Annotated in this window: 19 protein-coding genes; 8 read left to right on the top strand and 11 right to left on the bottom strand. The window is 68.2% G+C overall.

The window, feature by feature from the left end; all coding sequences use genetic code 11:
- Positions 1–28: 28 nt before the first annotated feature.
- The 3 genes from ACQI5H_RS17030 to ACQI5H_RS17020 form a co-directional block, all read right to left on the bottom strand.
- Entirely contained in the window at positions 29–4,225 is a 4,197-nt protein-coding gene (locus tag ACQI5H_RS17030) for an alpha-(1->3)-arabinofuranosyltransferase domain-containing protein (RefSeq protein ID WP_427080550.1), read from the bottom strand.
- Positions 4,226–4,289: 64 nt separating this feature from the next.
- On the bottom strand, positions 4,290–4,463 hold the full coding sequence (locus ACQI5H_RS17025) for a DUF2613 domain-containing protein (RefSeq protein ID WP_065443914.1): 174 nt from the start codon (positions 4,461–4,463) through the stop codon (positions 4,290–4,292).
- 92 nt (positions 4,464–4,555) lie between these two features.
- Complete coding sequence (locus tag ACQI5H_RS17020; RefSeq protein WP_427080507.1) at positions 4,556–4,753, bottom strand: DUF2613 family protein; 198 nt, start codon at positions 4,751–4,753, stop codon at positions 4,556–4,558.
- 111 nt (positions 4,754–4,864) lie between these two features.
- Between ACQI5H_RS17020 and ACQI5H_RS17015 the strand changes: the two genes are divergently transcribed.
- The 3 genes from ACQI5H_RS17015 (at position 4,865) to ACQI5H_RS17005 (ending at position 7,980) form a co-directional block, all read left to right on the top strand.
- On the top strand, positions 4,865–5,998 hold the full coding sequence (locus ACQI5H_RS17015) for a glycoside hydrolase family 3 N-terminal domain-containing protein (RefSeq protein ID WP_427080506.1): 1,134 nt from the start codon (positions 4,865–4,867) through the stop codon (positions 5,996–5,998).
- A 65-nt stretch (positions 5,999–6,063) separates the two neighbouring features.
- Positions 6,064–6,705, top strand: coding sequence for a TetR/AcrR family transcriptional regulator (locus ACQI5H_RS17010; RefSeq protein ID WP_427080505.1), 642 nt, complete (start codon positions 6,064–6,066; stop codon positions 6,703–6,705).
- Between the two features lie 15 nt (positions 6,706–6,720).
- Positions 6,721–7,980, top strand: coding sequence for a chloride channel protein (locus ACQI5H_RS17005; RefSeq protein ID WP_427080504.1), 1,260 nt, complete (start codon positions 6,721–6,723; stop codon positions 7,978–7,980).
- Here ACQI5H_RS17005 and ACQI5H_RS17000 read toward each other — a convergent pair.
- Together ACQI5H_RS17000 and ACQI5H_RS16995 are read right to left on the bottom strand one after the other, a co-directional pair.
- Positions 7,977–8,822, bottom strand: a complete 846-nt coding sequence (locus ACQI5H_RS17000; protein WP_427080503.1) for a MaoC/PaaZ C-terminal domain-containing protein — start codon at positions 8,820–8,822, stop codon at positions 7,977–7,979. The two genes, ACQI5H_RS17005 and ACQI5H_RS17000, sit on opposite strands and share 4 nt — an antisense overlap.
- 16 nt (positions 8,823–8,838) lie before the next feature.
- A complete protein-coding gene (locus tag ACQI5H_RS16995; protein ID WP_427080502.1) occupies positions 8,839–10,203 on the bottom strand; it encodes a 3-oxoacyl-ACP reductase in 1,365 nt (454 codons plus the stop codon).
- Positions 10,204–10,351: 148 nt separating this feature from the next.
- Between ACQI5H_RS16995 and ACQI5H_RS16990 the strand changes: the two genes are divergently transcribed.
- Positions 10,352–11,668 (top strand): acetyl-CoA C-acetyltransferase, encoded by a 1,317-nt coding sequence (locus ACQI5H_RS16990; protein ID WP_427080501.1) that lies wholly within the window; start codon positions 10,352–10,354, stop codon positions 11,666–11,668.
- A 317-nt stretch (positions 11,669–11,985) separates the two neighbouring features.
- On the opposite strand, the gene ACQI5H_RS16985 is transcribed toward ACQI5H_RS16990, so the two are convergent.
- Complete coding sequence (locus tag ACQI5H_RS16985) at positions 11,986–13,821, bottom strand: acyl-CoA dehydrogenase (RefSeq protein WP_427080500.1); 1,836 nt, start codon at positions 13,819–13,821, stop codon at positions 11,986–11,988.
- A 192-nt stretch (positions 13,822–14,013) separates the two neighbouring features.
- Between ACQI5H_RS16985 and ACQI5H_RS16980 the strand changes: the two genes are divergently transcribed.
- Together ACQI5H_RS16980 and ACQI5H_RS16975 are read left to right on the top strand one after the other, a co-directional pair.
- Positions 14,014–15,039 carry an isopenicillin N synthase family dioxygenase gene (locus ACQI5H_RS16980; RefSeq protein WP_427080499.1) on the top strand — a complete coding sequence of 342 codons (1,026 nt, stop codon included), beginning with the start codon at positions 14,014–14,016 and terminating at the stop codon, positions 15,037–15,039.
- A gap of 38 nt (positions 15,040–15,077) precedes the next feature.
- The gene (locus ACQI5H_RS16975; RefSeq protein WP_427080498.1) at positions 15,078–15,566 is read left to right on the top strand and encodes a flavin reductase family protein; all 489 of its coding nucleotides are present in this window, start codon (positions 15,078–15,080) and stop codon (positions 15,564–15,566) included.
- Positions 15,567–15,572: 6 nt separating this feature from the next.
- Here ACQI5H_RS16975 and ACQI5H_RS16970 read toward each other — a convergent pair whose 3' ends face one another.
- The 4 genes from ACQI5H_RS16970 to ACQI5H_RS16955 all read right to left on the bottom strand — a co-directional run bounded on the left by ACQI5H_RS16970 (position 15,573) and on the right by ACQI5H_RS16955 (position 19,488).
- Positions 15,573–16,319, bottom strand: coding sequence for a succinate dehydrogenase/fumarate reductase iron-sulfur subunit (locus ACQI5H_RS16970; RefSeq protein WP_427080497.1), 747 nt, complete (start codon positions 16,317–16,319; stop codon positions 15,573–15,575).
- On the bottom strand, positions 16,316–18,235 hold the full coding sequence (locus tag ACQI5H_RS16965) for a fumarate reductase/succinate dehydrogenase flavoprotein subunit (RefSeq protein ID WP_427080496.1): 1,920 nt from the start codon (positions 18,233–18,235) through the stop codon (positions 16,316–16,318). The genes ACQI5H_RS16970 and ACQI5H_RS16965 overlap by 4 nt, the downstream gene beginning before the upstream one ends.
- Before the next feature lie 48 nt (positions 18,236–18,283).
- The gene (locus ACQI5H_RS16960) at positions 18,284–19,105 is read right to left on the bottom strand and encodes a hypothetical protein (protein WP_427080495.1); all 822 of its coding nucleotides are present in this window, start codon (positions 19,103–19,105) and stop codon (positions 18,284–18,286) included.
- Between the two features lie 77 nt (positions 19,106–19,182).
- Positions 19,183–19,488, bottom strand: a complete 306-nt coding sequence (locus ACQI5H_RS16955) for a hypothetical protein (protein WP_076123650.1) — start codon at positions 19,486–19,488, stop codon at positions 19,183–19,185.
- A gap of 113 nt (positions 19,489–19,601) precedes the next feature.
- On the opposite strand from ACQI5H_RS16955, the gene ACQI5H_RS16950 reads away from it, so the two are divergent.
- The gene (locus ACQI5H_RS16950) at positions 19,602–20,363 is read left to right on the top strand and encodes an isocitrate lyase/PEP mutase family protein (RefSeq protein WP_427080494.1); all 762 of its coding nucleotides are present in this window, start codon (positions 19,602–19,604) and stop codon (positions 20,361–20,363) included.
- A 99-nt stretch (positions 20,364–20,462) separates the two neighbouring features.
- Here ACQI5H_RS16950 and ACQI5H_RS16945 read toward each other — a convergent pair whose 3' ends face one another.
- Positions 20,463–20,903, bottom strand: coding sequence for an Hsp20/alpha crystallin family protein (locus tag ACQI5H_RS16945; RefSeq protein ID WP_427080493.1), 441 nt, complete (start codon positions 20,901–20,903; stop codon positions 20,463–20,465).
- A 215-nt stretch (positions 20,904–21,118) separates the two neighbouring features.
- Between ACQI5H_RS16945 and nirB the strand changes: the two genes are divergently transcribed.
- On the top strand, positions 21,119–23,686 hold the full coding sequence (gene nirB / locus ACQI5H_RS16940) for a nitrite reductase large subunit NirB (RefSeq protein WP_427080492.1): 2,568 nt from the start codon (positions 21,119–21,121) through the stop codon (positions 23,684–23,686).
- The last annotated feature ends 8 nt before the right edge of the window (positions 23,687–23,694 follow it).

The following is a 23,694-nucleotide window of genomic DNA, read 5'->3' as shown; positions in this document are numbered from 1 at the left end:
GGTAAACCGGTAGCCAATCCCTTCGGCGTCATTCGTCGTGACGCGGCGGCGTCCGATCGGGCAGGGTCACGACCGAAGCCGCCAGCACGACAAGCGAAATCAGCGCCAGCAGTTGCACATTCGCGGAATGACCGGCGTAGCCGCCGACCGACCGCCAGGGATACCGGGACAGCTGGGCCCCGGCCAGGATCAGCCCGCCGGCGCCGAGCGCGACGGTCGCACCGTCGCGCCAGCGCGGCCGCTCGCGCAGCGCGTACCGCAGACCGAGCGCCGCCGCGGCGACGACCAGCCCGGCGACCCCGGCGATCAGCGTCCCCACGGCCAGCACCGCCACCCCCGCCCACGGGCCGGGCCGCCACGGCGTCGCGGGCGGGTCATCGCCGCGCCCGCGCCGCGTGCGCCACAACGCGAGCGCGGCCAGCAGCGGCAGCAACGCCAACCCGACCGCCAGCCCGGCCCGGTACAGCGAGTTGGACGCGAAGGTCAGTGTGACGGTGCCGGGGTCACCCGCCGGCACCAGCCAGCCCTGCTGCCACCCGTTGACGGCGACGGGCGTCAGCCGGGTCCCAGTGCTGGTGCGCGCCACCCAGCCGGGGTTGATGCTCTCGGGAATGACCAGCACCCGTGCGGTGGCCGACGCGGGGGCCCGGACCTCGCGCCGGTCGGGACCCCACGCCCCGGTCTGGGCGGGAACCGGGGAGGCGCTGGGAATTTCGGCGGCCGCCGGGGTCATCAGCTGCGCCCCGTCCACGACGAACTGGTCCCCGGGGCTGATCAACAGCTCCTGTTGGCCCGCGGGCAGTGCGATCGGGTCGCGTTCGCAGGGCATCGCTTCGACCGGCTCGCCGTCCAGCACCGCCCCCGCGGTGGTGCGAATCGAGGTGTGTACGAACCGCCCCGCGACGGCGATGACCGGGCCGCGGTCGCAGCCGACGGTGATCTCGCGCGACCGGTTGCGGGCGGCGTCGGCGGGCGCGATCGGATTGCCGTCCGTGCCGAGCACCGCCACCTCGGCCAGCCCCGGCGGCTTGAGCTGATCGAAGCCCAGGGCGTTGCGGTCGATGACGTCTTCCCAGTCGAGCAGGCTGACGGTGACGGTGTCGGTCACGCGCGGTTTCAGCGTCAGGGTTTGCGGCGTGCCGGGCTTCAGCGCACGGACCTGCGGGCCGTCGCCGAGGTTGACGGCAAGCATCGTCGGGTGCGCCGGCAACGCCGACCGGCTGGGGGCCACGCGCAGCCCGGCGACCTCGGTGGGGCGCGGCAGCGTGACGGTCAGCGACGGCGGCGACTTGTGTTGCACCACCCGCTGCGGTGCCGTCCACGCGGTGGCCGGGTCGCCGTCGGTGGCGGCAAACGCCGAGCCGAGGATGTCCACCGCGTCCGAATCACCTTGGGCCCGAGTGGTATTCGGCTCGGCGACCAGATCGGCCAGCTTGGGACCCTGCCGCGGCCGCACCCACACCGTCGGCGTCACCGACACCGGGGCGGCGACGGTCAGGGTGCGGCTGAAATTGACCGGTTCCTCCGGCGCCAGGGCCATCGACGCCGCGCAGCGCACGCCGTCGGGCGCCTGGGCGCATCCCGGCCTGCCGAGCAGTTCCGATCCCAGATCCCAGCCCGCGATCGCCGAACCCGGCGGCGGCCCGGGCACCCCGACGGTGTGCCGCAGGCTGACCTGGTGGGCGAATCCCGAAGCGTCGTATTGGGTGATCGACAGGTCGGTGATGGCGAACTGCACGCCGGGGGACCCGTCGTCGGTGCCGGCCGCGGTGACCCGCACCCACGGCGTTTCGCCGTAGGGCAGCGCCGCCGCGAGCGGCTTGCCGGGCTCGTCGAACCGCAGCGTGGTGCTGCCGTTGGCGGTCTCGACGAGGATCCGGCGGACCTGGGCGCCGACGGCCGTCGCGCTCGGCGTGATGGTGATGGCGCCGTTGGTCACCGGGTGGTCGAAATCCACCTGCAGCCACTGCCCCACGGCCGACTGCAGCGCGTTGGACACCCACGCGGTCCCGGAGTCGCCGTCGATCGCGGCGGCGGGGGCGGTTGCCGGTGCGACGTCGGGCATTGCGGTGGAGTCCGACGACGAACTCGACACGGTGATGCGCCCGCCGGTCCAGGCGCCGAACACCGGGTCGGCGCCGGGCGCGGGGTAATCGGGTACGCGGTTGAAAGTGTGCCGCGCGTCCCCCGGCGCCCTGATCGCCGACGAATGCTGGTCGACGCGGCCGTAGTCGGTCTCGCGGGCGACCGGGGTGTCGGTGATCATGACCAGGGGGGCTGACAGCCCGGCGCCGCGGGCGTCGGCGGTCATCAGCACCGGACCCAGCGGCGGACGGCCCAGCAGCCGCCGCCGCTCGTCGAGGCGCAGCAGCGCTTCGGGGCCGCCGTCGACTCGGGCCAGGCGATCCGCGTCGGCGAAGTAGGGCGCGCCGGGAGCGCCGGCGCCCGCGACGCGGTAGATCTCCACGGCCGGGTAGCGCGGCCGCAGCCCGCTGTCGGCGACGAACCCGGCGAGCGTGCCGGGCCCCACCGGTGCGCCGAACTGCGCCACCTGCTGCAGCCCCGGCGAGCCGTCGACGGCGCGATGCACCAGGATCGGGCGCGCCGAGCGTGACGTCTCGGGATCCAGATCGTTGCGCAGCACCACATACGAAATGCCTTGGCGGGCAAGGGTATCGGCCAGGCCCGGCGAGGGGCGGCCGGCGGCGAACAGGCGTTGCACCGAATCGAGCGCCCGGATGGTCTGCGGCGGTGTCAACGGGATGGAGTCGCGCACCCCCCACGGGCCGCTGCCGAGCACCTGCAGCGGCTCGTCGTGGCTGGTGCCCCACACCTGGGTGGCGAACGGCGCCCCGGGGACCACCAGCACCCGCCCGGGTGCCGGCGAACCCGAATTGTGTTCGGTGAGCCAGTCGGCGGCCTCCTGCCAGTACCGGGGTATCGCGCTGAAGGTGCCCGGCGGGGCCAGCCGGCCGGTCCATGCCAGCGAGGTGCTCACCGCCAGGGCGGTCAGGATCACCACCGTCGCGGCGACCCGCTTGTCTCGCTCGGGGTGAGCGAAGGCCCGCAGCCACACGGGCACCGGCGCGCTGCCGGGTAGCGGTATCCGGCCCAGCAGCTGCGCGATGCCCAGCGCGATGGGGATCCGGATCACCACGTCCAGCTTGTGCACGTTGCGCAGGGGCGCGCCGGCGGCGTCCAAGAATGCCTGCACCTGGTGGGCTAGCGGCGAGCCCAGCCCGCCGCTGTAGCCGACGGCCATCAACGCCACGCCGACCAACAGCATCGTGACCAGCCGTCCCCGCGCCGGCATCGCCGGGCTGGCCAGCCCGGCCAGCCCCGCCGCGGCGACGAGGCAGGTGCCCAGGATGGCCGCCGATCCGGTCACCAGCGGCGCGCCCGCGGTGGCGGTCGGCGCCACGAACGGGGTCCAGCTCTCGGTGCCGCGCAGCATCTCCACCAGCGACGACCATTGCGTAGTCACGCCCGAGGATTCGATGAAGTCCAGGAACGGGGGGCTGACGCTGCGCAGCAGACCCAGCGCCACGACCCACCACAGCATCGCCAGGGACAAGGCCAGCAGCCACCACGCCGTGTAGCGCCACCACAACCGGTTCGGCCGATGACAGGCCCACCAGATCACGGCGGGCAGGCAACCGGCCAGCGTCGCGATGGCGTTGACCGCGCCCATCAACGCGACGGCCAGCCCCGCCTGGGCGGCCAGCGCCCGAACCGAGCGGCCGGACGACCCCCGCAGCGCCAGGATCGTGGGCAGCAACACCCACGGCGCCAGCATCATCGGCAGGGTTTCCGACGAGATCGACCCGAGCGTCGTCAGCACGCGCGGCGACAGCGCGAACGCCGCCGCACCGATCACCCGTGCCGTAGGGCTACCGATGCCCAGCGTCTCGGCGACCCGCAGCAACCCCCAGAAGCCGACCGTCAGCAGCAGCGCCCACCACAGCCGTTGGGTCGCCCATCCCGGCAACCCCAGAAAGTGGCCGAGCAAAAAGAAGGTGCCGTGCGGAAACAGGTAGCCGTACGCCTGATTCTGCGCCTGGCCGAAGGGCAGGTCGCTGTTCCACAGGTTGGTCGCCCGGGCCAAAAAGCGCAGCGGGTTGGCGGTGAGGTCGAGTTTGGTGTCGGGGGACACCTCCCCCGGGGATTGGGCGAACGTCAGCGCCAGGGCGAGCGCGCCGACTAACGCCAACCACCGGCGCGACAGCGGCGCAGCCGGCGAGCCCGACGCCGTTTCCGCAGGCTCCGCGTGTGCCGAACCCGCCGCGGGGCTAGCTACGGTTGCCGTACTCGACCCGGTTGAGCACTGACGACTGCGGATCGCCCCCGGGGAGTGGCGGCTTCGTGTCCTGTTGCACCATCAGCGTGATCCCGAAGATCGCGGCCGCGCCCAGCAGCAGACCGACCACGACGCTCGCGGCGGCGGGCGCAATGATCCGGTTCATCGATGGCTCCTTGACTTCGCGGTCGTGACGGTGGGCAACCCAAACGTCAACCTAGCAGAAGCGCGGTCGCGGCCCGGGCGCGCGAGCCGCTCTCAGGGCCAATGTATGCAATGCCCGTGGAAGCACCGGTCGCCGTATTCCACCAGGTACGGCGCGGTAGGTGTGGGTGGCCCCTGCACCGGCGCCAGCTTGTGGTCCTGCACGGCGAGCGTGACACCGACCGTCGCGGCGGCGCCGATCGACAGACCCGCCGCAATGCTGGCCACGGCGGCCAGCGTCAACCCGGTCATTGCTGGCTCCTCCCTGCCAGTCAACTGGGGTTACCGGCCCCCTGACTGGCAAGGTACCGCTGATGCCCCCTGACGTCGGAGATGAAACGCCGTTCGTGACAACATGTCCCGATGGCTTTTCCGCGAATCCTGGCCGTGCTGGCCGCCATGACGGTGCTGGTGGCATGCGGCCACGACCCCGCACGGCACCCCTCGTCGACGGTCAGCAAGCCGGTGGCCGCTCCCGCGCCGCCGGTCTGCGGCGACCCGACGGCCGCGCTGCCGACCCGCGACAAGCTGGCGCAGCTGCTGATGGTGGGTGTGAGGAACGCCGACGAAGCCCGGGTCGCCGTCAACAACTCCCACGTCGGCGGGATCATCATCGGCGGCTGGACGGACCTGTCGATATTCAAGGACGGGCTCGCCGAGATCGCCCGCAGCGCGGGGCCCCTCCCGCTGGCGGTGGGTGTCGACGAAGAAGGTGGCCGGGTGTCGCGGTTGAAGTCGTTGATCGGGGTGGCCCCCTCGGCCCGGCAGCTGGCGCAGACCATGACGGTGCAGCAAGTCCACGACCTGGAGTTGGACCGCGGCAAAAAGATGCGCGAGCTGGGCATCACCGTCGACTTCGCCCCCGTGGTCGACGTCACTGACGCCCCGGACGGCGTCATCGGTGACCGCTCGTTCAGCGCCGATCCCAGCACGGTCACCGCGTACGCCGGGGCCTACGCGCAGGGTCTGCGGGACGCCGGACTGCTGCCGGTGCTTAAGCATTTCCCCGGCCACGGGCACGGCTCGGGCGATTCACACAAGGGCGGCGTCCTCACGCCGCCGCTGAGCGACCTGCAGACCAACGACCTCGTGCCCTACCGGACGCTGGTGAGTCAGCTCCCGGTCGCAGTCATGATCGGTCACCTGCAGGTTCCCGGGCTGACCGGCGACGACCCGGCGAGCCTGAGCCGGGCCGCGGTGCAGCTGCTGCGCACCGGCACCGGCTACGGCGCGCCGCCCTTCAACGGCCCGGTGTTCAGCGACGACCTGTCCAGCATGGCCGCGATCTCCGATCGGTACGGCGTCTCCGACGCGGTGCTGCGCACCCTGCAGGCGGGCACCGACGTCGCGCTGTGGGTCAGTATCGAAGAGGTGCCCGCGGTGCTGGACCGGCTCGAGAAGGCGGTGGCCGCAGGCGAATTGACGATGCAGGCCGTGGACGAGTCGCTCCAGCGGGTGGCGACGATGAAGGGCCCCAATAAGGCGTGCGGACACTAACCCGCCGCCGCATCGTTACTCTGGAGTCAGATAGACGGGCTAGAGAGGCTTCAAAGGGGTTAGCGATGGCGGGTGGTACCAAGCGGTTACCGCGTGCCGTCCGCGAACAGCAGATGCTCGACGCCGCTGTGCAGATGTTCTCGGTCAACGGCTACCACGAGACTTCGATGGACGCCATCGCCGCCGAGGCGGAGATCTCCAAGCCGATGCTCTACCTGTATTACGGCTCCAAGGAGGACTTGTTCGGCGCGTGCCTGGACCGCGAGCTGAACCGGTTCATCGATGCGGTGCGCGCCGACATCGACTTCACGCAAAACCCAAGGGACATGCTGCGCAACACGATCGGGTCGTTCCTGCGCTACATCGACGCCAATCGGGCGTCGTGGATCGTGATGTACACGCAGGCGATCAGCTCGCAGGCGTTCGCGCACACCGTGCGCGAGGGACGCGAGCAGATCATCGAGCTGGTGGCCGGGCTGGTGCGAGCCGGCAGCCGCAGCCCACGGCCGGACACCGACTACCAGATGATGGCGGTCGCGCTGGTGGGCGCGGGCGAAGCGATGGCCAACCGGCTGTCCACCGGCGACATCGACGTCGACGAGGCGGCCCAGCTGATGATCGACCTGTTCTGGCATGGCCTGCGCGGCGGACCCGAGAACCGCGAAGCCGCCGCCGAGGCGGGCGGCTCCAACGCCGCGGCCGGCTAGACATACATTCATCCGGTGGCCGAACCACTGCGCCGCCGCAACCTCGAGTTCTTTTGCGCGGTAGTCATCGTCGGCCTGCTCGCCGGGTTCGCCGGACTGGCGACGACGGAGGTGTTGCGTTTCGTCGAGCACGTCACCTACCACTACAGCTTCGGCACGCTGCTGGCCGGCATCACGGGCAGCAGCCCCGTTCGCCGCGCGGTGGGGCCGATGGTCGGCGGCGTGCTGGCGGCCGTGGGCTGGTGGATCCTGCGGCGCCGAAGCGAGGTGCCGCCGCTGGCGGAAACCATCGCGGGCGGCGGACGGATTCCGCGGCTGTCGTGGAGCGCCGACGCCATGCTGCAGGTGCTGCTGGTCGGCTCCGGGGCATCCCTCGGCCGGGAGGGAGCACCACGCCAATTCGCTGCTGCCCTAGGGGATTTGGGCACCGAGTGGCTGAAGCGGCTGTCGGCCCGCGACCGCGAGATCCTGCTCGCGTGCGCCGCCGGCGCGGGGCTGGGCGCCGTCTACGCCGTCCCCCTGGCCGGCGCGCTGTTCTCGGCGCGGATCATGCTCAACACCTGGCATCCGCGAGCGGTGGGCGCCGCGCTGCTGTCGTCCAGCCTCGCGGTCGCGATCGGCTCGGCCCTCACCGGCGATCACCCCGACCTCGAGTGGCCGGTCGGGGAGTCGACGTATCTCGTGACCGCGCACGGGCTCGCGTTGGCGCCGCTCGCGCTGGTGGTCGGCCTGGCGTTCAACCGGCTGATGGCCGCCGCACGCCCGGCCCGCCCGATGCGGACCTGGGTGCTCATCCCCGCCCTCGCCGCCGCGGGCCTGGCGACGGGCATCTGCTCGCACTGGTGGCCCGAGCTGCCCGGCAACGGCCGAAGCATCCTGACCGTCAGCCTGGCCAGCGGGATGACGCTGTCGGCGGCCGCCGTCATCCTGGTCCTGAAACCGCTGCTGACCGCGCTGTACCTGCGCGCCGGCGGTGCCGGCGGAATGCTCACACCATCGTTGGCGACCGGCGCGGCGGCGGGTGCGGTCCTGGTGCTGACGGTCAATTGGCTGGCCGGGACCCACCTGCACGTGCCGGCAGTCTCGCTGAGCGGCGCCGCGGGCGTGCTCGCCGTTACCCAGGGCTCACCGATCTGGGCCGCGATCTTCGTCTGGGAGCTCGCGCGGCCCCCGCTGTGGCTGTTTCTGGTTTTCCTGCTGACCGCCTGCGGCGCGCACTGGCTGAAAGTGCTTGTGGTGGGCCCTGATAGATCACGCCCGACGCACGCGGGCTAGAGGGCGCGGACCGTCCCGGTCAGGTGCGGATATCCCTTGACGATGTTGCGCAGCGAAAGATCCCAGCCGCCGTCGTCGCCCCTGTCGATGTAAAGCCCCGCGGTGGCGGGCAGCAGCACTGGCTTGCCGAACCGCACCGAGTACGTCACGGCGTCGGGAAACAGGCCTTCGATGTTGGCCAACACCGCTGCGGCAGTGAACATCCCGTGCGCGATTACGGTTGGGAATCCGAACAGCTTGGCGGCGATCGGGTTGGTGTGGATCGGGTTGTGATCCCCGCCGATGACGGCGTAGCGCCGGATCTGACCCGGGCTGAACCGCAGCACCGTGCTCGGCGGGGGCAGTTTGGGCTGCTTCTGCGGCGGCGGCTTGGGTTCGTCGGACAGGCTGGTGCGCTGCTGGTGCAGGAAGGTCGTCACCTGGTGCCACGCGGTCTCGTTGCCGACGCTGAGGTCGGTCACCAGATCGACCAGCAGGCCCTTGCGGTGCTCGCGGAGGTTCTCCGCGTGCACGCGCACGCCGACGGTGTCGGTGACCGCGATCGGCCGGTACTGCGTGATCTGGTTCTCGGTGTGCACCGATCCCATTGCGGCGAACGGGAAGTCGAACCCGGTCACCAGCGACATCATGGCGGGAAAGGTCAGCGCGAACGGGTAGGTCAGCGGCACGTTGTTGCCGTAGCGCAGGCCGGCGAGCGACGCGTACTCGGCCACGTTGGTCTGGTCGATCGGTAATTCCTCGACGGTCACCGTGCGGCTGGGCAACTGGTCGGAGCGGGGCACCAACGGTAGCGCCCCGGCAGCGGCGCGCAGCAGATTCTTCAGGCCGCTTGGCTGATTCATCGCGTTCCCCTCGAACCTATGCGCCCAGCATCGCCTGGCCGCAGACCCGAATCGCGTTGCCGGTCACCGCGTTTGACGCCGGGCTGGCGAAGTAGGCGATGGTCTCGGCGACGTCGACGGGCTGACCGCCCTGCAGCAGCGAGTTCATCCGGCGGCCCACCTCGCGGGTGGCCAGCGGGATGGCTGCCGTCATCTGGGTTTCGATGAACCCCGGTGCGACCGCGTTGATCGTGATGCCCTTGTCGTAGAGTCCCGGAGCCAGCGCCTGGGTGAGCCCGATCATCCCGGCCTTCGTGGTGGCGTAGTTCGTCTGCCCGCGGTTGCCCGCGATGCCGGCCATCGACGACAGGCCGATCACCCGGCCCCCTTCGCCGATGCTGCCGTTGCCGATGAGCCCTTCGGTAAGCCGTTGCGGGGCAAGAAGATTGACAGCCAGCACGGAGTCCCAGCGGGCGTCGTCCATGTTGGCCAACAGCTTGTCGCGGGTGATGCCGGCATTGTTGACCAAGACGTCGGCGTGCCCGGCGTAGTGGTCGCGCAGGTGCTCGGTGATCTTGTCGACCGCGTCGTCGGCGGTGACATCGAGCCACAGCGCGGTGCCCCCGACGCGGCTGGCGGTTTCGGCCAGGGCCTCGGCGGCGGACTCCACGTCGATCGCGACGACGCGGGCCCCGTCGCGGGCGAATACCTCGGCAATGCAGGCGCCGATTCCGCGGGCCGCGCCGGTCACGATCGCGACCTTGCCGTCCAGTGGCCGGTCCCAGTCGGCCGGTGGCGTGGAGTCGGCCGCGCCGACGTAGAAGACCTGCCCGTCGACGTAGGCCGACTTGGCCGACAGGAGGAACCGCAGCGTGGATTCCAGGCCCGTCGCGGCCGGTTTCGCGTCCGGCGACAGGTACACCAGCGCGACCGTCGTTCCGTTGCGGACCTCCTTGCCCAGCGAGCGGGTGAAGCCCTCCAGGGCGCGCTGCGCGATCCGCTCGTCGGTGCTTGCCGCCAGGTCGGGCGTGGTGCCGACGACCACGACGCGCGCGCAGTGACCCAGGTTGCGCAGCAACGGTGTGAAGAAGTCGTGCAGCGCCTTGAGTCCGGCCGGCGTGGTGATTCCGGTCGCGTCGAAAACCAGCCCGCCGAACTGGTCGGCCCAGCGGCCGCCCAGGTTGTTGCCAACCAGGTCGTAGTCCCTTTCCAGCGCCGCACGCAGCGGCTCGACCACCCTGCCCGCACCCCCGATCAGCAGGGCGCCGGCCAAGGGCGGATCGCCGGCCCGGTAGCGGCGCAGGGTCTCGGGTTGCGGGACGCCGAGTTGCTTCGCCACAAACGATCCGGGTCCGGAATTGACAATCTGCGAGAACAGATCGGACGAACGATTGGGAGCCACTGAGCTGCCTTCCGCTTTCTTTCTAGGTCGACCAGTGCCGTCTAGGCCAACGGTATCGAGGACGAACTTACTGCAGAGTAAGGAGAGTAAGAACAGTGGGTAGGATGGCCCTAAATGGCCGACCCCAAACTGATAACCGGAGATAAACGTGGCCTCTGCAAGTTCTGAATCCAAGCCCGCCAGGCGGAAAGTCGCCGTGCTGGGCGGCAATCGCATCCCGTTCGCGCGATCGGACGGCGCCTACGCCGACGCGTCCAACCAGGACATGTTCACCGCCGCCCTGGGTGGGCTGGTGGACCGGTTCGGGCTGGGCGGCCAGCGGCTGGGCGTGGTGGTCGGCGGCGCGGTGCTCAAGCACAGCCGCGACTTCAACCTGACCCGCGAATGCGTGCTTGGTTCGGAGCTGTCGTCGTACACCCCCGCGTTCGATATTCAACAGGCCTGCGGTACCGGCCTGCAGGCGGCGATCGCCGCCGCCGACGGCATCGCGGCGGGCCGATACGACGTCGCCGCCGCCGGCGGCGTGGACACCACCTCCGACCCGCCGATCGGCCTGGGCGACAACCTGCGCCGCACTCTGCTGAACTTGCGCCGGTCCAAGTCCAACGTCCAGCGGCTGAAGTTGGTGGGTACGCTGCCGGCCACCCTCGGCATCGAAATCCCCGCCAACAGCGAGCCGCGCACCGGGCTGTCGATGGGCGAGCACGCCGCCATCACCGCCAAGCAAATGGGGATCAAGCGCGTCGACCAGGACGAGCTCGCGGTCGCCAGCCATCGCAAAATGTCCGACGCCTACGACCGCGGTTTCTTCGACGACCTCGTCACGCCGTTTCTGGGGTTGTATCGCGACGACAACCTGCGGCCCGACGCCAAAGTCGAGAAGCTGGCCACGCTGCGGCCGGTCTTCGGGGTCAAGGCCGGGGACGCGACGATGACGGCGGGCAATTCGACCCCGCTGACCGACGGCGCCTCGGTGGCCCTGCTGGCCAGCGAACAGTGGGCCGAGGAGCATTCGTTGGCCCCGCTGGCCTACCTGGTGGACGCCGAGACCGCCGCCGTCGACTACGTCAACGGGCGCGACGGCCTGCTGATGGCACCGACGTATGCGGTGCCGCGGCTGCTGGCGAGAAATGGACTGGCACTACAAGATTTTGATTTCTACGAAATCCATGAGGCGTTCGCCTCGGTGGTGCTGACTCACCTGGGCGCGTGGGAGTCCGAGGAGTACTGCAAGGAGCGGCTGGGTCTGGATGCCGCGCTGGGGTCAATCGATCGCTCCAAGCTCAATGTCAACGGCTCGTCGCTGGCAGCGGGCCACCCGTTCGCGGCGACCGGTGGGCGGATTCTCGCCCAGGCGGCCAAGCAGCTCGCCGAGAAGAAGGCGGACGGCGGCGGGCCGGCAAGGGCGCTGATTTCGATCTGTGCGGCCGGCGGCCAGGGCGTGGCCGCGATTTTGGAGGCCTGACCCTCCTAAACCTGTGCCGGGCGCGAGCGCGGCTGCCAGGGCAAATGATTTTGGTCACAGTCGATTAGTAACGCAATCGCTTGGGTATCCGATGTGCCGGATAACCCCGTGTTGTGGTCTGACCCCCCGACCCCGACGGCAACACGGGGTATCCCATAGGCGACCGCCGGTCAGAGACGTACGACGGGCGTACGAGAAGGGCCGCCGCTGGAGTGAGGGGATCCAGCGGCGGCCTTTTTCGTGCGCCCCGAACAAACACCCCCAAACACAAGGTCCCCCGCTTCGCTGTCGAAACGGGGGACCTTGTTTGAAGCGACCTAGAAGGCGGCCTCGTCGAGCTCCATGATCTCGTTGTCCAGCGTCTCGATCACCTCGCGGGTGCTGGCCAACAGCGGCAGGAAGTTCTTCGCGAAGAACCCGGCCACCGCGATCTTGCCCTCGTAGAAGGACCGCTCGGCACCGCTGGCGCCGGCGTCGAGCGCGGCCAGGGCCACCGCGGCGTGGCGCTGCAGCAACCAGCCGATGATCAGGTCACCGACGCTCATCAGGAACCGCACCGAGCCCAGGCCCACCTTGTAGAGGCTGGTGACATCCTCCTGGGCGGCCATCAGGTAGCCGGTGAGGCTGGCCGCCATGGCCTGGACGTCGGCCAGGGCCTTGCCCAGCAGCTCGCGTTCGGTCTTCAGGCGGCCGTTGCCGGACTCGCTGTCGACGAACTTCTGGATCTCGGCCGACACGTGGGCCAGCGCCACACCCTTGTCGCGGACGATCTTGCGGAAGAAGAAGTCCTGCGCCTGGATGGCGGTGGTGCCCTCGTAGAGGGAGTCGATCTTGGCGTCGCGGATGTACTGCTCGATCGGGTAGTCCTGCAGGAAGCCGGACCCACCGAACGTCTGCAGGCTCTCCGTCAGCTTCGCGTAGGCCTGCTCGGAGCCCACACCCTTGACCACCGGCAGCATCAGATCGTTGATCTTGACGGCCAACTCGGCGTCCACGCCGTGCAGCGCCTCGGCGACCGCCGCGTCCTGGAACGTCGCGGTGTAGAGGTACAGCGCACGCAGACCCTCGGCGTAGGCCTTCTGGGTCATCAGCGACCGGCGCACGTCGGGGTGATGCGTGATGGTCACCCGCGGCGCGGTCTTGTCGGTCATCTGGGTCAGATCGGCGCCCTGGACGCGCGACTTGGCGTACTCCAGCGCGTTGAGGTAACCGGTCGACAGGGTGGCAATCGCCTTGGTGCCGACCATCATTCGGGCCTGCTCGATGACGTCGAACATCTGCGCGATGCCGTTGTGCACCTCGCCGACCAGCCAGCCCTTGGCGGGTACGTCGTGCTGGCCCAGCGAAAGTTCACAGGTCGCCGAAACCTTCAGACCCATCTTGTGCTCGACGTTGGTGACGAACACGCCGTTACGCTCGCCGATCTCCCCGGTCTCGAAGTCGAACAGGAACTTGGGCACGAAGAACAGCGAGAGGCCCTTGGTGCCGGGACCGGCGCCCTCGGGGCGGGCCAGCACCAGGTGGAAGATGTTCTCGAACAGGTCGCCGGAGTCACCCGAGGTGATGAAGCGCTTGACGCCCTCGATGTGCCAGGAGCCGTCCTCTTGCTGGATGGCCTTGGTCCGTCCGGCGCCCACATCCGAACCGGCGTCCGGCTCGGTGAGCACCATGGTCGATCCCCAGCCACGCTCGGCGGCGATCACGGCCCACTTCTTCTGCTCCTCGGTGCCGAGGTGGTAGACGATCTGCGCGAAACCCGCGCCGCCGGCGTACATCCAGACCGCCGGGTTGGCGCCCAGCAGATGCTCGTGCAGCGCCCACAGCAGCGCCTTTGGCAACGGGGTGCCGCCGAGGGCCTCGTCGAGGCCGACCTTGTCCCAACCGGCTTCCAGAACGGCGTGGACCGACTTCTTGAAGGGTTCCGGCAGCGTCACGGAGTGCGTCGCGGGGTCGAAGACCGGCGGGTTGCGGTCACCCTCGACGAACGACTCCGCGATTGGCCCCTCGGCCAGCCGGCTGATCTCGTTGAGCATTTCCTGGGCGGTTTCGGCGTCGATGTCGCCGTACTCGCCTTGGCCTAATGCCTTGTCAACGCCCAACACCTCGAACAGGTTGAATACCTGGTCACGGACGTTGCTCTTGTAGTGGCTCACTAACTCTCCTCCTCGTTGAGAATTGCCACGTGTGGTTGGGTACTTGGGCTAAGTTACCCACCAGTAACACTGCCAAACTATAGCGGTTGGGCGGCCCGATGCAAGCGAGTGTGAGCTAGATTTCATCATCTAATTAACCAACCGGTTGGGGAGCTTTGCGATGCCCCTTCTACCTGCGGTTATGGTGGACAGATGACCAGTGTGGGACGCGCCACGGCGGTGCCCGTGGTGGACCTGCGACACACTTCCGGCCAAGTCCGCAGCAGCCTCCGCGAGGCCGCCCACGAGGTGGGGTTCTTCTATCTGCTCGGCCATGGCGTGCCGCAGACGCTGGCGCGCCGCGTGCTCGACGCCGCCCGCAGTCTGTTCGCGCTGCCGCAGGCCGACAAGGACGCGGTAGCGATGGTCCGCAGTCCACATTTCCGCGGCTATACCCGGCTGGGCGGCGAGCTGACCCGCGGCGAGGTGGACTGGCGCGAACAGATCGACATCGGCCCGGAACGCCCGTCGATCGGGGGACCGGGCAAGCCGGACTACCTATGGCTGCAGGGCCCGAACCAGTGGCCCGCCGGGCTGCCCGAGTTGCCGAGGATCGTCGACGAGTGGGACGCCGCACTGTCCTCGGTCGCGCGCACGCTGCTCCGGCACTGGGCGGCCTCGCTGGGGAGCCCGCCGGACGCGTTCGACGCGGCTTTCGCCGAAACGCCGGCCACCCTGATCAAGATCATCCGCTATCCGGCCAGGGCGGTCGGCCCGCAGGGCGTGGGTGCACACCGAGACGCCGGGGTGCTGACGCTGCTGCTGGCCGAGCCGGGCAGCGGGGGCTTGCAGGTGCGGCGCGGCCGGGGGTCGCACCCGGACGACGGTTGGGTCGACGTGCCGCCGCTCGAGGGTGCGTTCATCGTCAACATCGGCGAGCTGCTCGAGGTCGCCACGGGCGGCTACCTGCGCGCCACCGAGCACCGGGTCAGCCTGCGCGGGGCGGCGGCCGAGCGGATCTCGGTGCCGTACTTCTTCAATCCGCGACTCGATGCGCAGATACCGGTGCTGTCGCTACCCGCCGAACTCGCGGCGCGCACCGACGCGCGCTGGTCTCCAACCGCGGACCCGTCGGATCCGATCTTCGCTGTTTACGGCCGCAACGCCTGGAAGAGCAGACTGCGGGCGCACCCGGATGTGGCTGACGCGCACGGATACTCGTCCAGTAGGGTCGGGTAGGAGAAATCCGTCGTCGGCTCGAGGGGCGATCAAGTCCGGTGAACTCAACGAAGAAGCTGACCCCGTCCTCACTTCGTGAGGCCTTCGGTCATTTTCCGTCCGGTGTCGTGGCCATTGCCGCCGAGATCAACGGAATCCGGGAAGGGCTGGCGGCCAGTACCTTTGTTCCCGTCTCGCTGGACCCGCCGCTGGTGTCGTTCTGTGTGCAGAACACGTCGACGACGTGGCCCAAGCTCAAGGACCTGCCCATGCTGGGCATCAGCGTGCTCGGTGAGGCCCATGACGAGGCCGCGCGCGCCCTGGCCGCCAAGACCGGAGACAGATTCGCGGGACTGGAGACGGTGTCCACCAACACCGGTGCGGTTTTCATCAAGGGCACCGGCCTCTGGCTGGAGAGCGCGATCGAGCAGATGATCCCGGCCGGGGACCACACCATTGTGGTGCTGCGCGTCAGCGAGGTGACGGTGGATGCCGAGGTGGCGCCGATTGTGTTCCACCGCAGCGGGTTCCGGCGTCTCGGCGCCTGAGACCGCTCAGCGGCGAAACAGCTTGTTGCCCAACCACACCACGGGGTCGTACTTGCGGTCGACCACGCGTTCCTTCATCGGGATCAGCGCGTTGTCGGTGATCTTGATGTTTTCCGGGCAGACCTCGGTGCAGCACTTGGTGATGTTGCAGTAGCCCAAACCGTGCTCCTGCTGCGCGTCGTTGCGCCGGTCCCGGGTGTCCAGCGGATGCATCTCCAGCTCGGCAATCCGCATCAAGAAGCGCGGTCCGGCGAACGCCTTCTTGTTCTCCTCGTGGTCGCGGACCACGTGACAGACGTTCTGGCACAGAAAGCATTCGATGCACTTGCGGAATTCCTGCGATCGCTGCACGTCGACTTGCGCCATCCGGTACTCGCCGGGCTGCAGTTCCTTGGGAGGCTCGAAAGATGGGATCTCGCGCGCCTTTTCGTAGTTGAATGAGACGTCGGTGACGAGATCGCGAATCACTGGGAAGGTCCGCAGCGGTGTGACCGTCACGACCTCGTCCTCGGCGAACGTGGACATCCGGGTCATGCACATCAGCCGCGGCTTGCCGTTGATCTCCGCGGAGCAGGAACCGCACTTGCCCGCCTTGCAGTTCCACCGCACCGCGAGGTCGGGTGTCTGGGTCTGCTGCAGGCGATGGATGATGTCGAGCACCACCTCGCCCTCGTTGACCTCAACCGTGAAGTCCTGCAGCTCGCCGCCGGCCTCGTCGCCGCGCCACACCTGCATGGTCGCGTTGTAGGTCATTTGCCTCTCCGTCCTGGGTGCTCGGCCAGCTCGTCGTCGGTGAAGTACTTCTCCAGCTCGGAGATCTCGAAGAGCTCCAGCAGATCGGCCCGCATCGGCACCTGGTCTTCGCGACTGATCTCGATGTCCGGAACTACAGCATCGCCGCCAGCTGCCCGACAGACCAGCAACACCTTGCGCCAGGATGCGTCCATCGACGGGTGATCGTCGCGGGTGTGCCCGCCGCGGCTCTCGGTGCGCGCCAGCGCCGCCTTCGCGACGCACTCGCTGACCAGCAGCATGTTGCGCAGATCGAGGGCCAGATTCCAGCCCGGGTTGTACTGGCGATGGCCTTCCACGTGGATGTTCTTGAACCGCTCGCGAAGCTTCTCGAGCCGCTCGAGGGCCTGGGAGATTTCGTCCGCCTTGCGGATGATTCCCACCAGGTCGTTCATCGACTGCTGCAGTTCGAGCTGCAGCGTGTACGGGTTCTCGCCGGTGGCGCCGTTCGTCGGTCCCTCGAACGGGGCCAGCGCCCGTTTCGCCGCCGCCTCGATCGCCTCGTCGGAGACGGCCGGGCGGCTGCTCAGCGCCCGCGCGTAGTCGGCGGCACCGAGGCCGGCGCGGCGGCCGAACACCAGCAGGTCCGACAGCGAGTTGCCGCCCAGTCGGTTCGAGCCGTGCATGCCGCCGGAGCACTCGCCGGCCGCGAACAGCCCGGGGACTGTCGCCGCACCCGTGTCGGCGTCAACCTCGACACCGCCCATGACGTAGTGGCAGGTGGGGCCGACTTCCATTGGCTCCCTGGTGATGTCGACTCCGGCCAGCTCCATGAACTGGTGGTACATCGACGGCAGCCGCCGCTTGATCTCCTCGGGTGTCAGCCGGGAAGCGATGTCGAGGTAGACCCCGCCGTGCGGGGTGCCCCGGCCGGCTTTGACTTCCGAATTGATCGCGCGCGCGACCTCGTCGCGGGGCAACAGGTCCGGGGTACGACGGGCCGAGTCGTTGTCCTTGAGCCACTGGTCGGCCTCTTGCTCGGTTTCGGCGTACTGGCCCTTGAACACCGGTGGGATGTACTCGAACATGAATCGCTTGCCGTCAGAGCTCTTCAGCACGCCGCCGTCACCGCGGACGCCTTCGGTGACCAGGATCCCCTTCACACTCGGGGGCCACACCATGCCCGTCGGGTGGAATTGCACGAATTCCATGTTGATCAGCGACGCCCCGGCCCGCAGCGCCAGCGCGTGCCCGTCACCGGTGTACTCCCAGGAGTTCGAGGTCACCTTGAACGACTTGCCGATTCCGCCGGTGGCCAGCACCACGGCCGGCGCCTCGAACACGACGAACCGCCCGCTTTCGCGCCAATAGCCGAAGGCTCCGGAGATGACGTCGCCGTCTTTGAGCAGCTCGGTGATCGCACATTCGGCGAACACCTTGATCCGCGCCTCGTAGTCACCGAGTTCGGCGTAATCCTCCTGCTGCAGCGAGACGATCTTCTGCTGCATCGTGCGGATCAGCTCCAGGCCGGTGCGGTCGCCGACGTGTGCGAGCCGGGGGTAGGTGTGGCCGCCGAAGTTGCGCTGGCTGATCTTTCCGTCCTTGGTGCGGTCGAACAGCGCGCCGTAGGTCTCCAGCTCCCAGACCCGGTCCGGTGCCTCCTTGGCGTGCAGCTCTGCCATCCGCCAGTTGTTGAGGAACTTCCCGCCGCGCATGGTGTCGCCGAAGTGGGTCTTCCAGTTGTCCTTGGGATTGGTGTTGCCCATCGACGCCGCGCAGCCACCCTCGGCCATCACCGTGTGCGCTTTGCCGAACAGGGATTTGGACACCACCGCGACCTTGAGGCCACGCTCGCGCGCCTCGATGACCGCGCGCAGACCCGCGCCGCCGGCACCAATGACGACGACGTCGTAGTTGTGCCGCTCGACCTCAGTCATGAAACCCTCGCTCAGCTTTTTCTATCTAGTAATCGGCGAATTGGCTTTTCAGCCAACAAATCTCAAGTCGGTGATGGTGCCGCTGGCCACCAGCATGATGTAGAAGTCTGTGAGTGCCAGCGTCCCCAGCGTGATCCATGCGAATTGCATGTGCCGGGTGTTCAGCTTGCTGACCTGTGTCCAGATCCAGTACCGCACCGGGTGTTTGGAGAAATGCTTGAGCCGCCCGCCGGTAACGTGCCGGCACGAATGGCAGGAAACGGTGTAGGCCCAGAGCAGCAGCACGTTGGTGACCAGAATGACGTTGCCCAAACCGAATCCGAATCCGGATGGGGAGTGGAACGCCATGATCGCGTCGTAGGTATTGACCAACGAGACCACTAGCGCGACATAGAAGAAGTAGCGGTGGCTGTTCTGAATGATCAGTGGAATCCGGGTCTCGCCGGTGTAGTGGGCCCGCGGTTCGGGCACCGCGCATGCGGTGGGCGACTGCCACACCGAGCGGTAGTAGGCCTTCCGGTAGTAGTAGCAGGTGATCCGGAAGCCGAGCAGGAACGGTAATACCAGCATTCCCAACGGAATCCACCACGGGAAATGGCCGAACCAGACACCGAGATGGCTGGCGCCCGGTTCGCAGGACGCGCTGACGCACGGCGAGTAGAACGGCGTCAGATAGTGGTATTTGTCCACCCAATAGCTATTGCCCCAGAAAGCGCGGGTGGTCGCGTAGAGGATGAACGCCAACAGGCCGAGGTTGGTCACCAGCGGCGGTTGCCACCAGCGGTCGGTGCGAAGTGTCCTTTCGGGCAATTGCGCGCGAGTGGCTGAGAAAACGCCGGACGCAGGACGGTTCGCCGTTGGTGCGCTCATCTAGTGTTCCTCTTCGAACGGGCTGTTGGTCGAAGGGTACACAGAGAGAGGCCTCCCTTTTACGGGGGGCTTGGTTGTCAGGACCTGCTGTGACCCCCGACACCCTCGTCGTCGACATCGCGCCAGAAGTCGGTGTCGTACTGGGTGTCGGGAATGGTGATCTTCTCGCCGGACTGCTGCACCGTGGCGCGGGCCAAATCCAATTCGGAGACGTCGGTATCGAGCAGTTCGATGTCGGACAGGATCCGGTCGGCGTCGATCACGATGCGACGCAGCGCCGGGCTGTCGCCATAGCGCGCCTTCAGGGAGCTCACGCACCGCCGCAGACCGCCGATGAGGTCGTGAAGTTCGGCGAGTTCGGTGGTGTCAGCGGGGCTCGACAACGGATCTCCTAGGGCAGAAGGGTGTTACGGATCACAGTACGCTCCCGATACTATCCACCCGACCGACCGCACGTGAGGCAGGTCACTCCGCACGGCCCCAGGGGGCAAACACCATGACAGGTCAGACCGCGCTGGCGCGCCGCGCCGCGGCGCTGCTCGAACTGCATCGGCCGGGCCGGCCGGTCATCCTTCCGACCGTGTGGGACGCCTGGTCGGCGCGCCTCGCCACCGACGCCGGATTCGTCGCGCTGACCGTCGGTAGCCATCCGCTTGCGGATTCGATCGGCAAACCGGACGGCGAGGGCATGTCGTTCGACGACGTCGTGGCCCGGGTCGCCCAGATCACCGCGGCCGTCGACGCCCCGGTATCGGTGGACCTCGAGTCCGGCTACGGCCAGCCGGCGGGGCGCCTGATCGAGGGCCTGCTCAGCGCGGGCGCCGTCGGGCTGAACATTGAGGACACCGTGCACTCCGAGGGCAAGCGGCTGCGGTCCGCGGCCGAACACGCCGAACTGGTGGGTGCGCTGCGGTCGGCCGCCGACGCGGCCGGCGTCCATGTCGTGATCAACGCCCGCACCGATCTCTTCCTGCGCAGGGACGGCGACGACGCCGACCGCGTCGACCGGGCGGTGGCGCGGCTGACCGAGGCCGCCGCCGCGGGCGCCGATGTCCTCTATCCGGTGGGCCGCCACGACCCGGAGACCTTGCGGCGCTTGGCCACCGAGTTGCCGCTGCCGATCAACGCGATCGCGCTGCCGGATCAGGATGACCCGGCGTCATTCGGCCCGCTGGGGGTCGCCCGGATCAGCTTCGGCCCGTTCCTGCAGGCCGCCCTCGCCGGTAGGGCCCGCGAGTTGCTCGCCCGCTGGGGTTAAACCCCGCAACGGGAACCGTTGTCGGGCAACGGTTTTAGTATTAGCGGGTGCGACGAATCCGGCGAAGCCGTTGCGGCCCCGCCGGATTCATTCGTCTGATTACTTACTGATGGCGATCCGCTGCGCTTGGGCACCCGCGTAGGCTCCGGTGACCCGGACCGTCAGCACGCCCGCGTCGTAGGAAGCCGCGACGGCCTCGCTGGTGACGTGGCCGGGCAGCCGGAACGACCGGCGGAACGAACCGTAACGAATCTCACGCAATGTGCGGCCGTTCTCCTCCTCGGAGCGCTCGTCACGGTGTTCGCCATGGATAACCAGGTGGCCATTCTCCACCTCGACGTTGACGTCCTTGTCGACGTCGATACCTGGCAGTTCGAGACGCACCACCGCGTCGTCGCCCTCCTTGGCGATCTCCGCAGCGGGCATAAAGCCACTGGTGACCGGCTTGAACCAGTCCGCGGTCGCGGCGGGACCGAAAAAGTCGCGCAGCCACCGGTCGGTGTCCCAGGCCGGTCGCGACCACAATGCGAGGTTACTCATGTCCGTCTCCTTGAACTCTGTTGGGAGTTTGCTGTGACCGGCAACTTGCCAGCCGGCTACTAGTACAAACATGAGTCGAGCACGCTAAAGTTCCACCTGCTCGTTCGCCGTGGGAGAAACACGTTCACAACCGCCCGCGTGAGGTGTGAGGTGGCCGTCATACGAGTGTCACATTGGGCGACGTTTCCTTAATTTCTCGCTTCTACTCTCTTGGCATGGCTTCCGCCGGAACTCCGTCCGCACACTGTGCCGCGCGCCACATCATCGTGGTCGGGCACGGCATGGTGGGGCATCGCTTCGTCGAGGCGCTCCGCGCCCGCGATGCCGACGGGACTTGGCGGGTTACGGTTTTGGCCGAGGAGGCCGATGCGGCCTATGACCGTGTCGGCCTGACGTCGTACACCGAAAGCTGGGACCGCGGCCTGTTGGCGTTGCCCGGCAATGACTACGCCGGCGACGAGCGGGTGCGCCTGTTGCTGAACACGCGCGTCACCGAAATCGACCGCGCGACAAAGTCGGTGATCACCGCGGACGGCCAGCGGCACAGCTACGACGCCCTGGTGCTGGCGACCGGCTCGTTCGCTTTCGTGCCGCCGGTGCCGGGTCACGACCTGCCCGCGTGCCACGTCTACCGCACGCTCGACGACCTCGACGCCATCCGCGCCGGCGCCGAACGCGCGCGTGACGGCGCTCACGACCTGGCGGGCGTTGTGATCGGCGGTGGCCTGCTGGGGCTCGAGGCCGCGAATGCGCTGCGCCAGTTCGGGTTGCAGACACACGTCATCGAGATGATGCCGCGGCTGATGGCTCAACAGATCGACGAGGCCGGTGGCGCGCTGCTGGCCCGGATGATCGGCGAGCTTGGGATCGCGGTGCATGTCGGCACGGGTACCGACTCGATCGAGAACATCCAGCATCCGGACGGCTCGACCTCGGTGCGGGTGCGCCTGAGCGACGGCGAAGTCATCGATGCCGGCCTCGTGATCTTCGCCGCCGGCATCCGGCCGCGCGACGAGTTGGCCCGGGCGGCCGGGCTGACGATCGCCGACCGGGGCGGCGTGATGACCGACTTGTCTTGCCAGACAAGCGATCCCGACGTATACGCCATCGGCGAGGTCGCCGCGATCGAGGGGCGCTGCTACGGCCTGGTGGGCCCCGGCTACACGTCCGCCGAGGTTGTGGTGGACCGGCTGCTGGAGGGCGCCGCGGAGTTTCCGGATGCGGACCTGTCGACGAAGCTCAAGCTGCTGGGTGTCGACGTCGCCAGCTTCGGTGACGCGATGGGGACGACGGAGAACTGCCTCGAGGTCGCCATCAACGACGCGGTGAACCAGACGTACGCCAAGCTGGTGCTCTCCGACGACGCCAAAACCCTGCTGGGCGGGGTGCTGGTGGGCGATGCCTCGGCGTACGGGGTGTTACGGCCGATGGTCGGCAGCGAGCTGCCCGGGGATCCGCTTGCGCTGATCGCTCCCGCGCAGTCCGGCGGGGGCGCTTCGGCTTTGGGGGTTGGGGCGCTTCCGGACTCGGCGCAGATCTGCTCGTGCAACAACGTCACCAAGGGCGATCTGAAGTGCGCGATCGCCGACGGCTGCGGCGATGTTCCCGCACTCAAGTCGTGCACCGCGGCCGGCACCTCGTGCGGGTCGTGTGTGCCGCTGCTCAAGCAGCTCCTGGAAGCCGAGGGCGTGGAACAGTCCAAGGCGCTGTGCGAACACTTCAGCCAGTCGCGGGCCGAGCTTTTCGAGATCATTTCCGCCACCGAAATCCGGACGTTCTCGGGCCTGCTGGAGCGCTTCGGTCGCGGAAAGGGTTGCGACATCTGCAAGCCCGTGGTCGCATCCATCCTCGCGTCGACCGGCTCCGACCACATCCTGGATGGCGAGCAAGCATCGCTGCAGGATTCCAACGACCACTTCCTGGCCAACATTCAGAAGAACGGCAGCTACTCGGTGGTGCCGCGGGTCCCCGGCGGTGACATCAAGCCCGAGCATCTGATTCTGATCGGGCAGATCGCCCAGGACTTCGGGCTCTACACCAAGATCACCGGCGGCCAGCGGATCGATCTGTTCGGCGCGCGGGTAGATCAGCTGCCTCAGATCTGGAAGCGATTGGTCGACGGCGGCATGGAATCCGGCCACGCCTACGGGAAGGCACTGCGCACGGTGAAGAGTTGCGTGGGCAGCGACTGGTGCCGTTACGGGCAGCAGGATTCGGTGCAGCTGGCCATCGACCTGGAATTGCGCTACCGGGGTCTGCGGGCACCGCACAAGATCAAGCTCGGCGTCTCGGGTTGCGCGCGGGAGTGTGCCGAGGCGCGCAGCAAGGACGTCGGCGTCATCGCGACCGAGCAGGGGTGGAACCTCTACGTCGCCGGCAACGGCGGCATGACTCCGAGGCATGCGCAGCTGCTGGCCAGCGATCTCGACACCGAGACGCTGGTCCGCTACATCGACCGGTTCTTGATGTACTACATCCGTACCGCCGACCGGCTGCAGCGCACCGCGCCCTGGGTCGAATCGCTCGAAGGCGGGCTCGATCACGTGCGCGAGGTCGTGTGCGACGACTCGCTGGGCCTGGCCGAGGAATTCGAGGCCGCGATGGCGCGGCACGTGCAGAACTACAAGTGCGAATGGAAGGGCGTGCTGGAGGACCCGGACAAGATGTCGCGGTTCGTGTCCTTCGTCAACGCCCCGGACGCCGTCGACTCGACGGTGACATTCACCGAGCGCGCCGGTCGCAAAGTACCTGTGCCTATTGGGATGCCGCGGGTCCGCGGGTGACGAGGGAG

The sequence above is a fragment of the Mycobacterium heidelbergense genome, from assembly GCF_050205645.1.
In the GTDB taxonomy this organism is placed as follows: Bacteria; Actinomycetota; Actinomycetes; order Mycobacteriales; family Mycobacteriaceae; genus Mycobacterium; species Mycobacterium heidelbergense_A.
The sequence above is the reverse complement of the archived record's forward strand: the minus strand, read 5'-3'. Positions and strand labels throughout refer to the sequence as shown.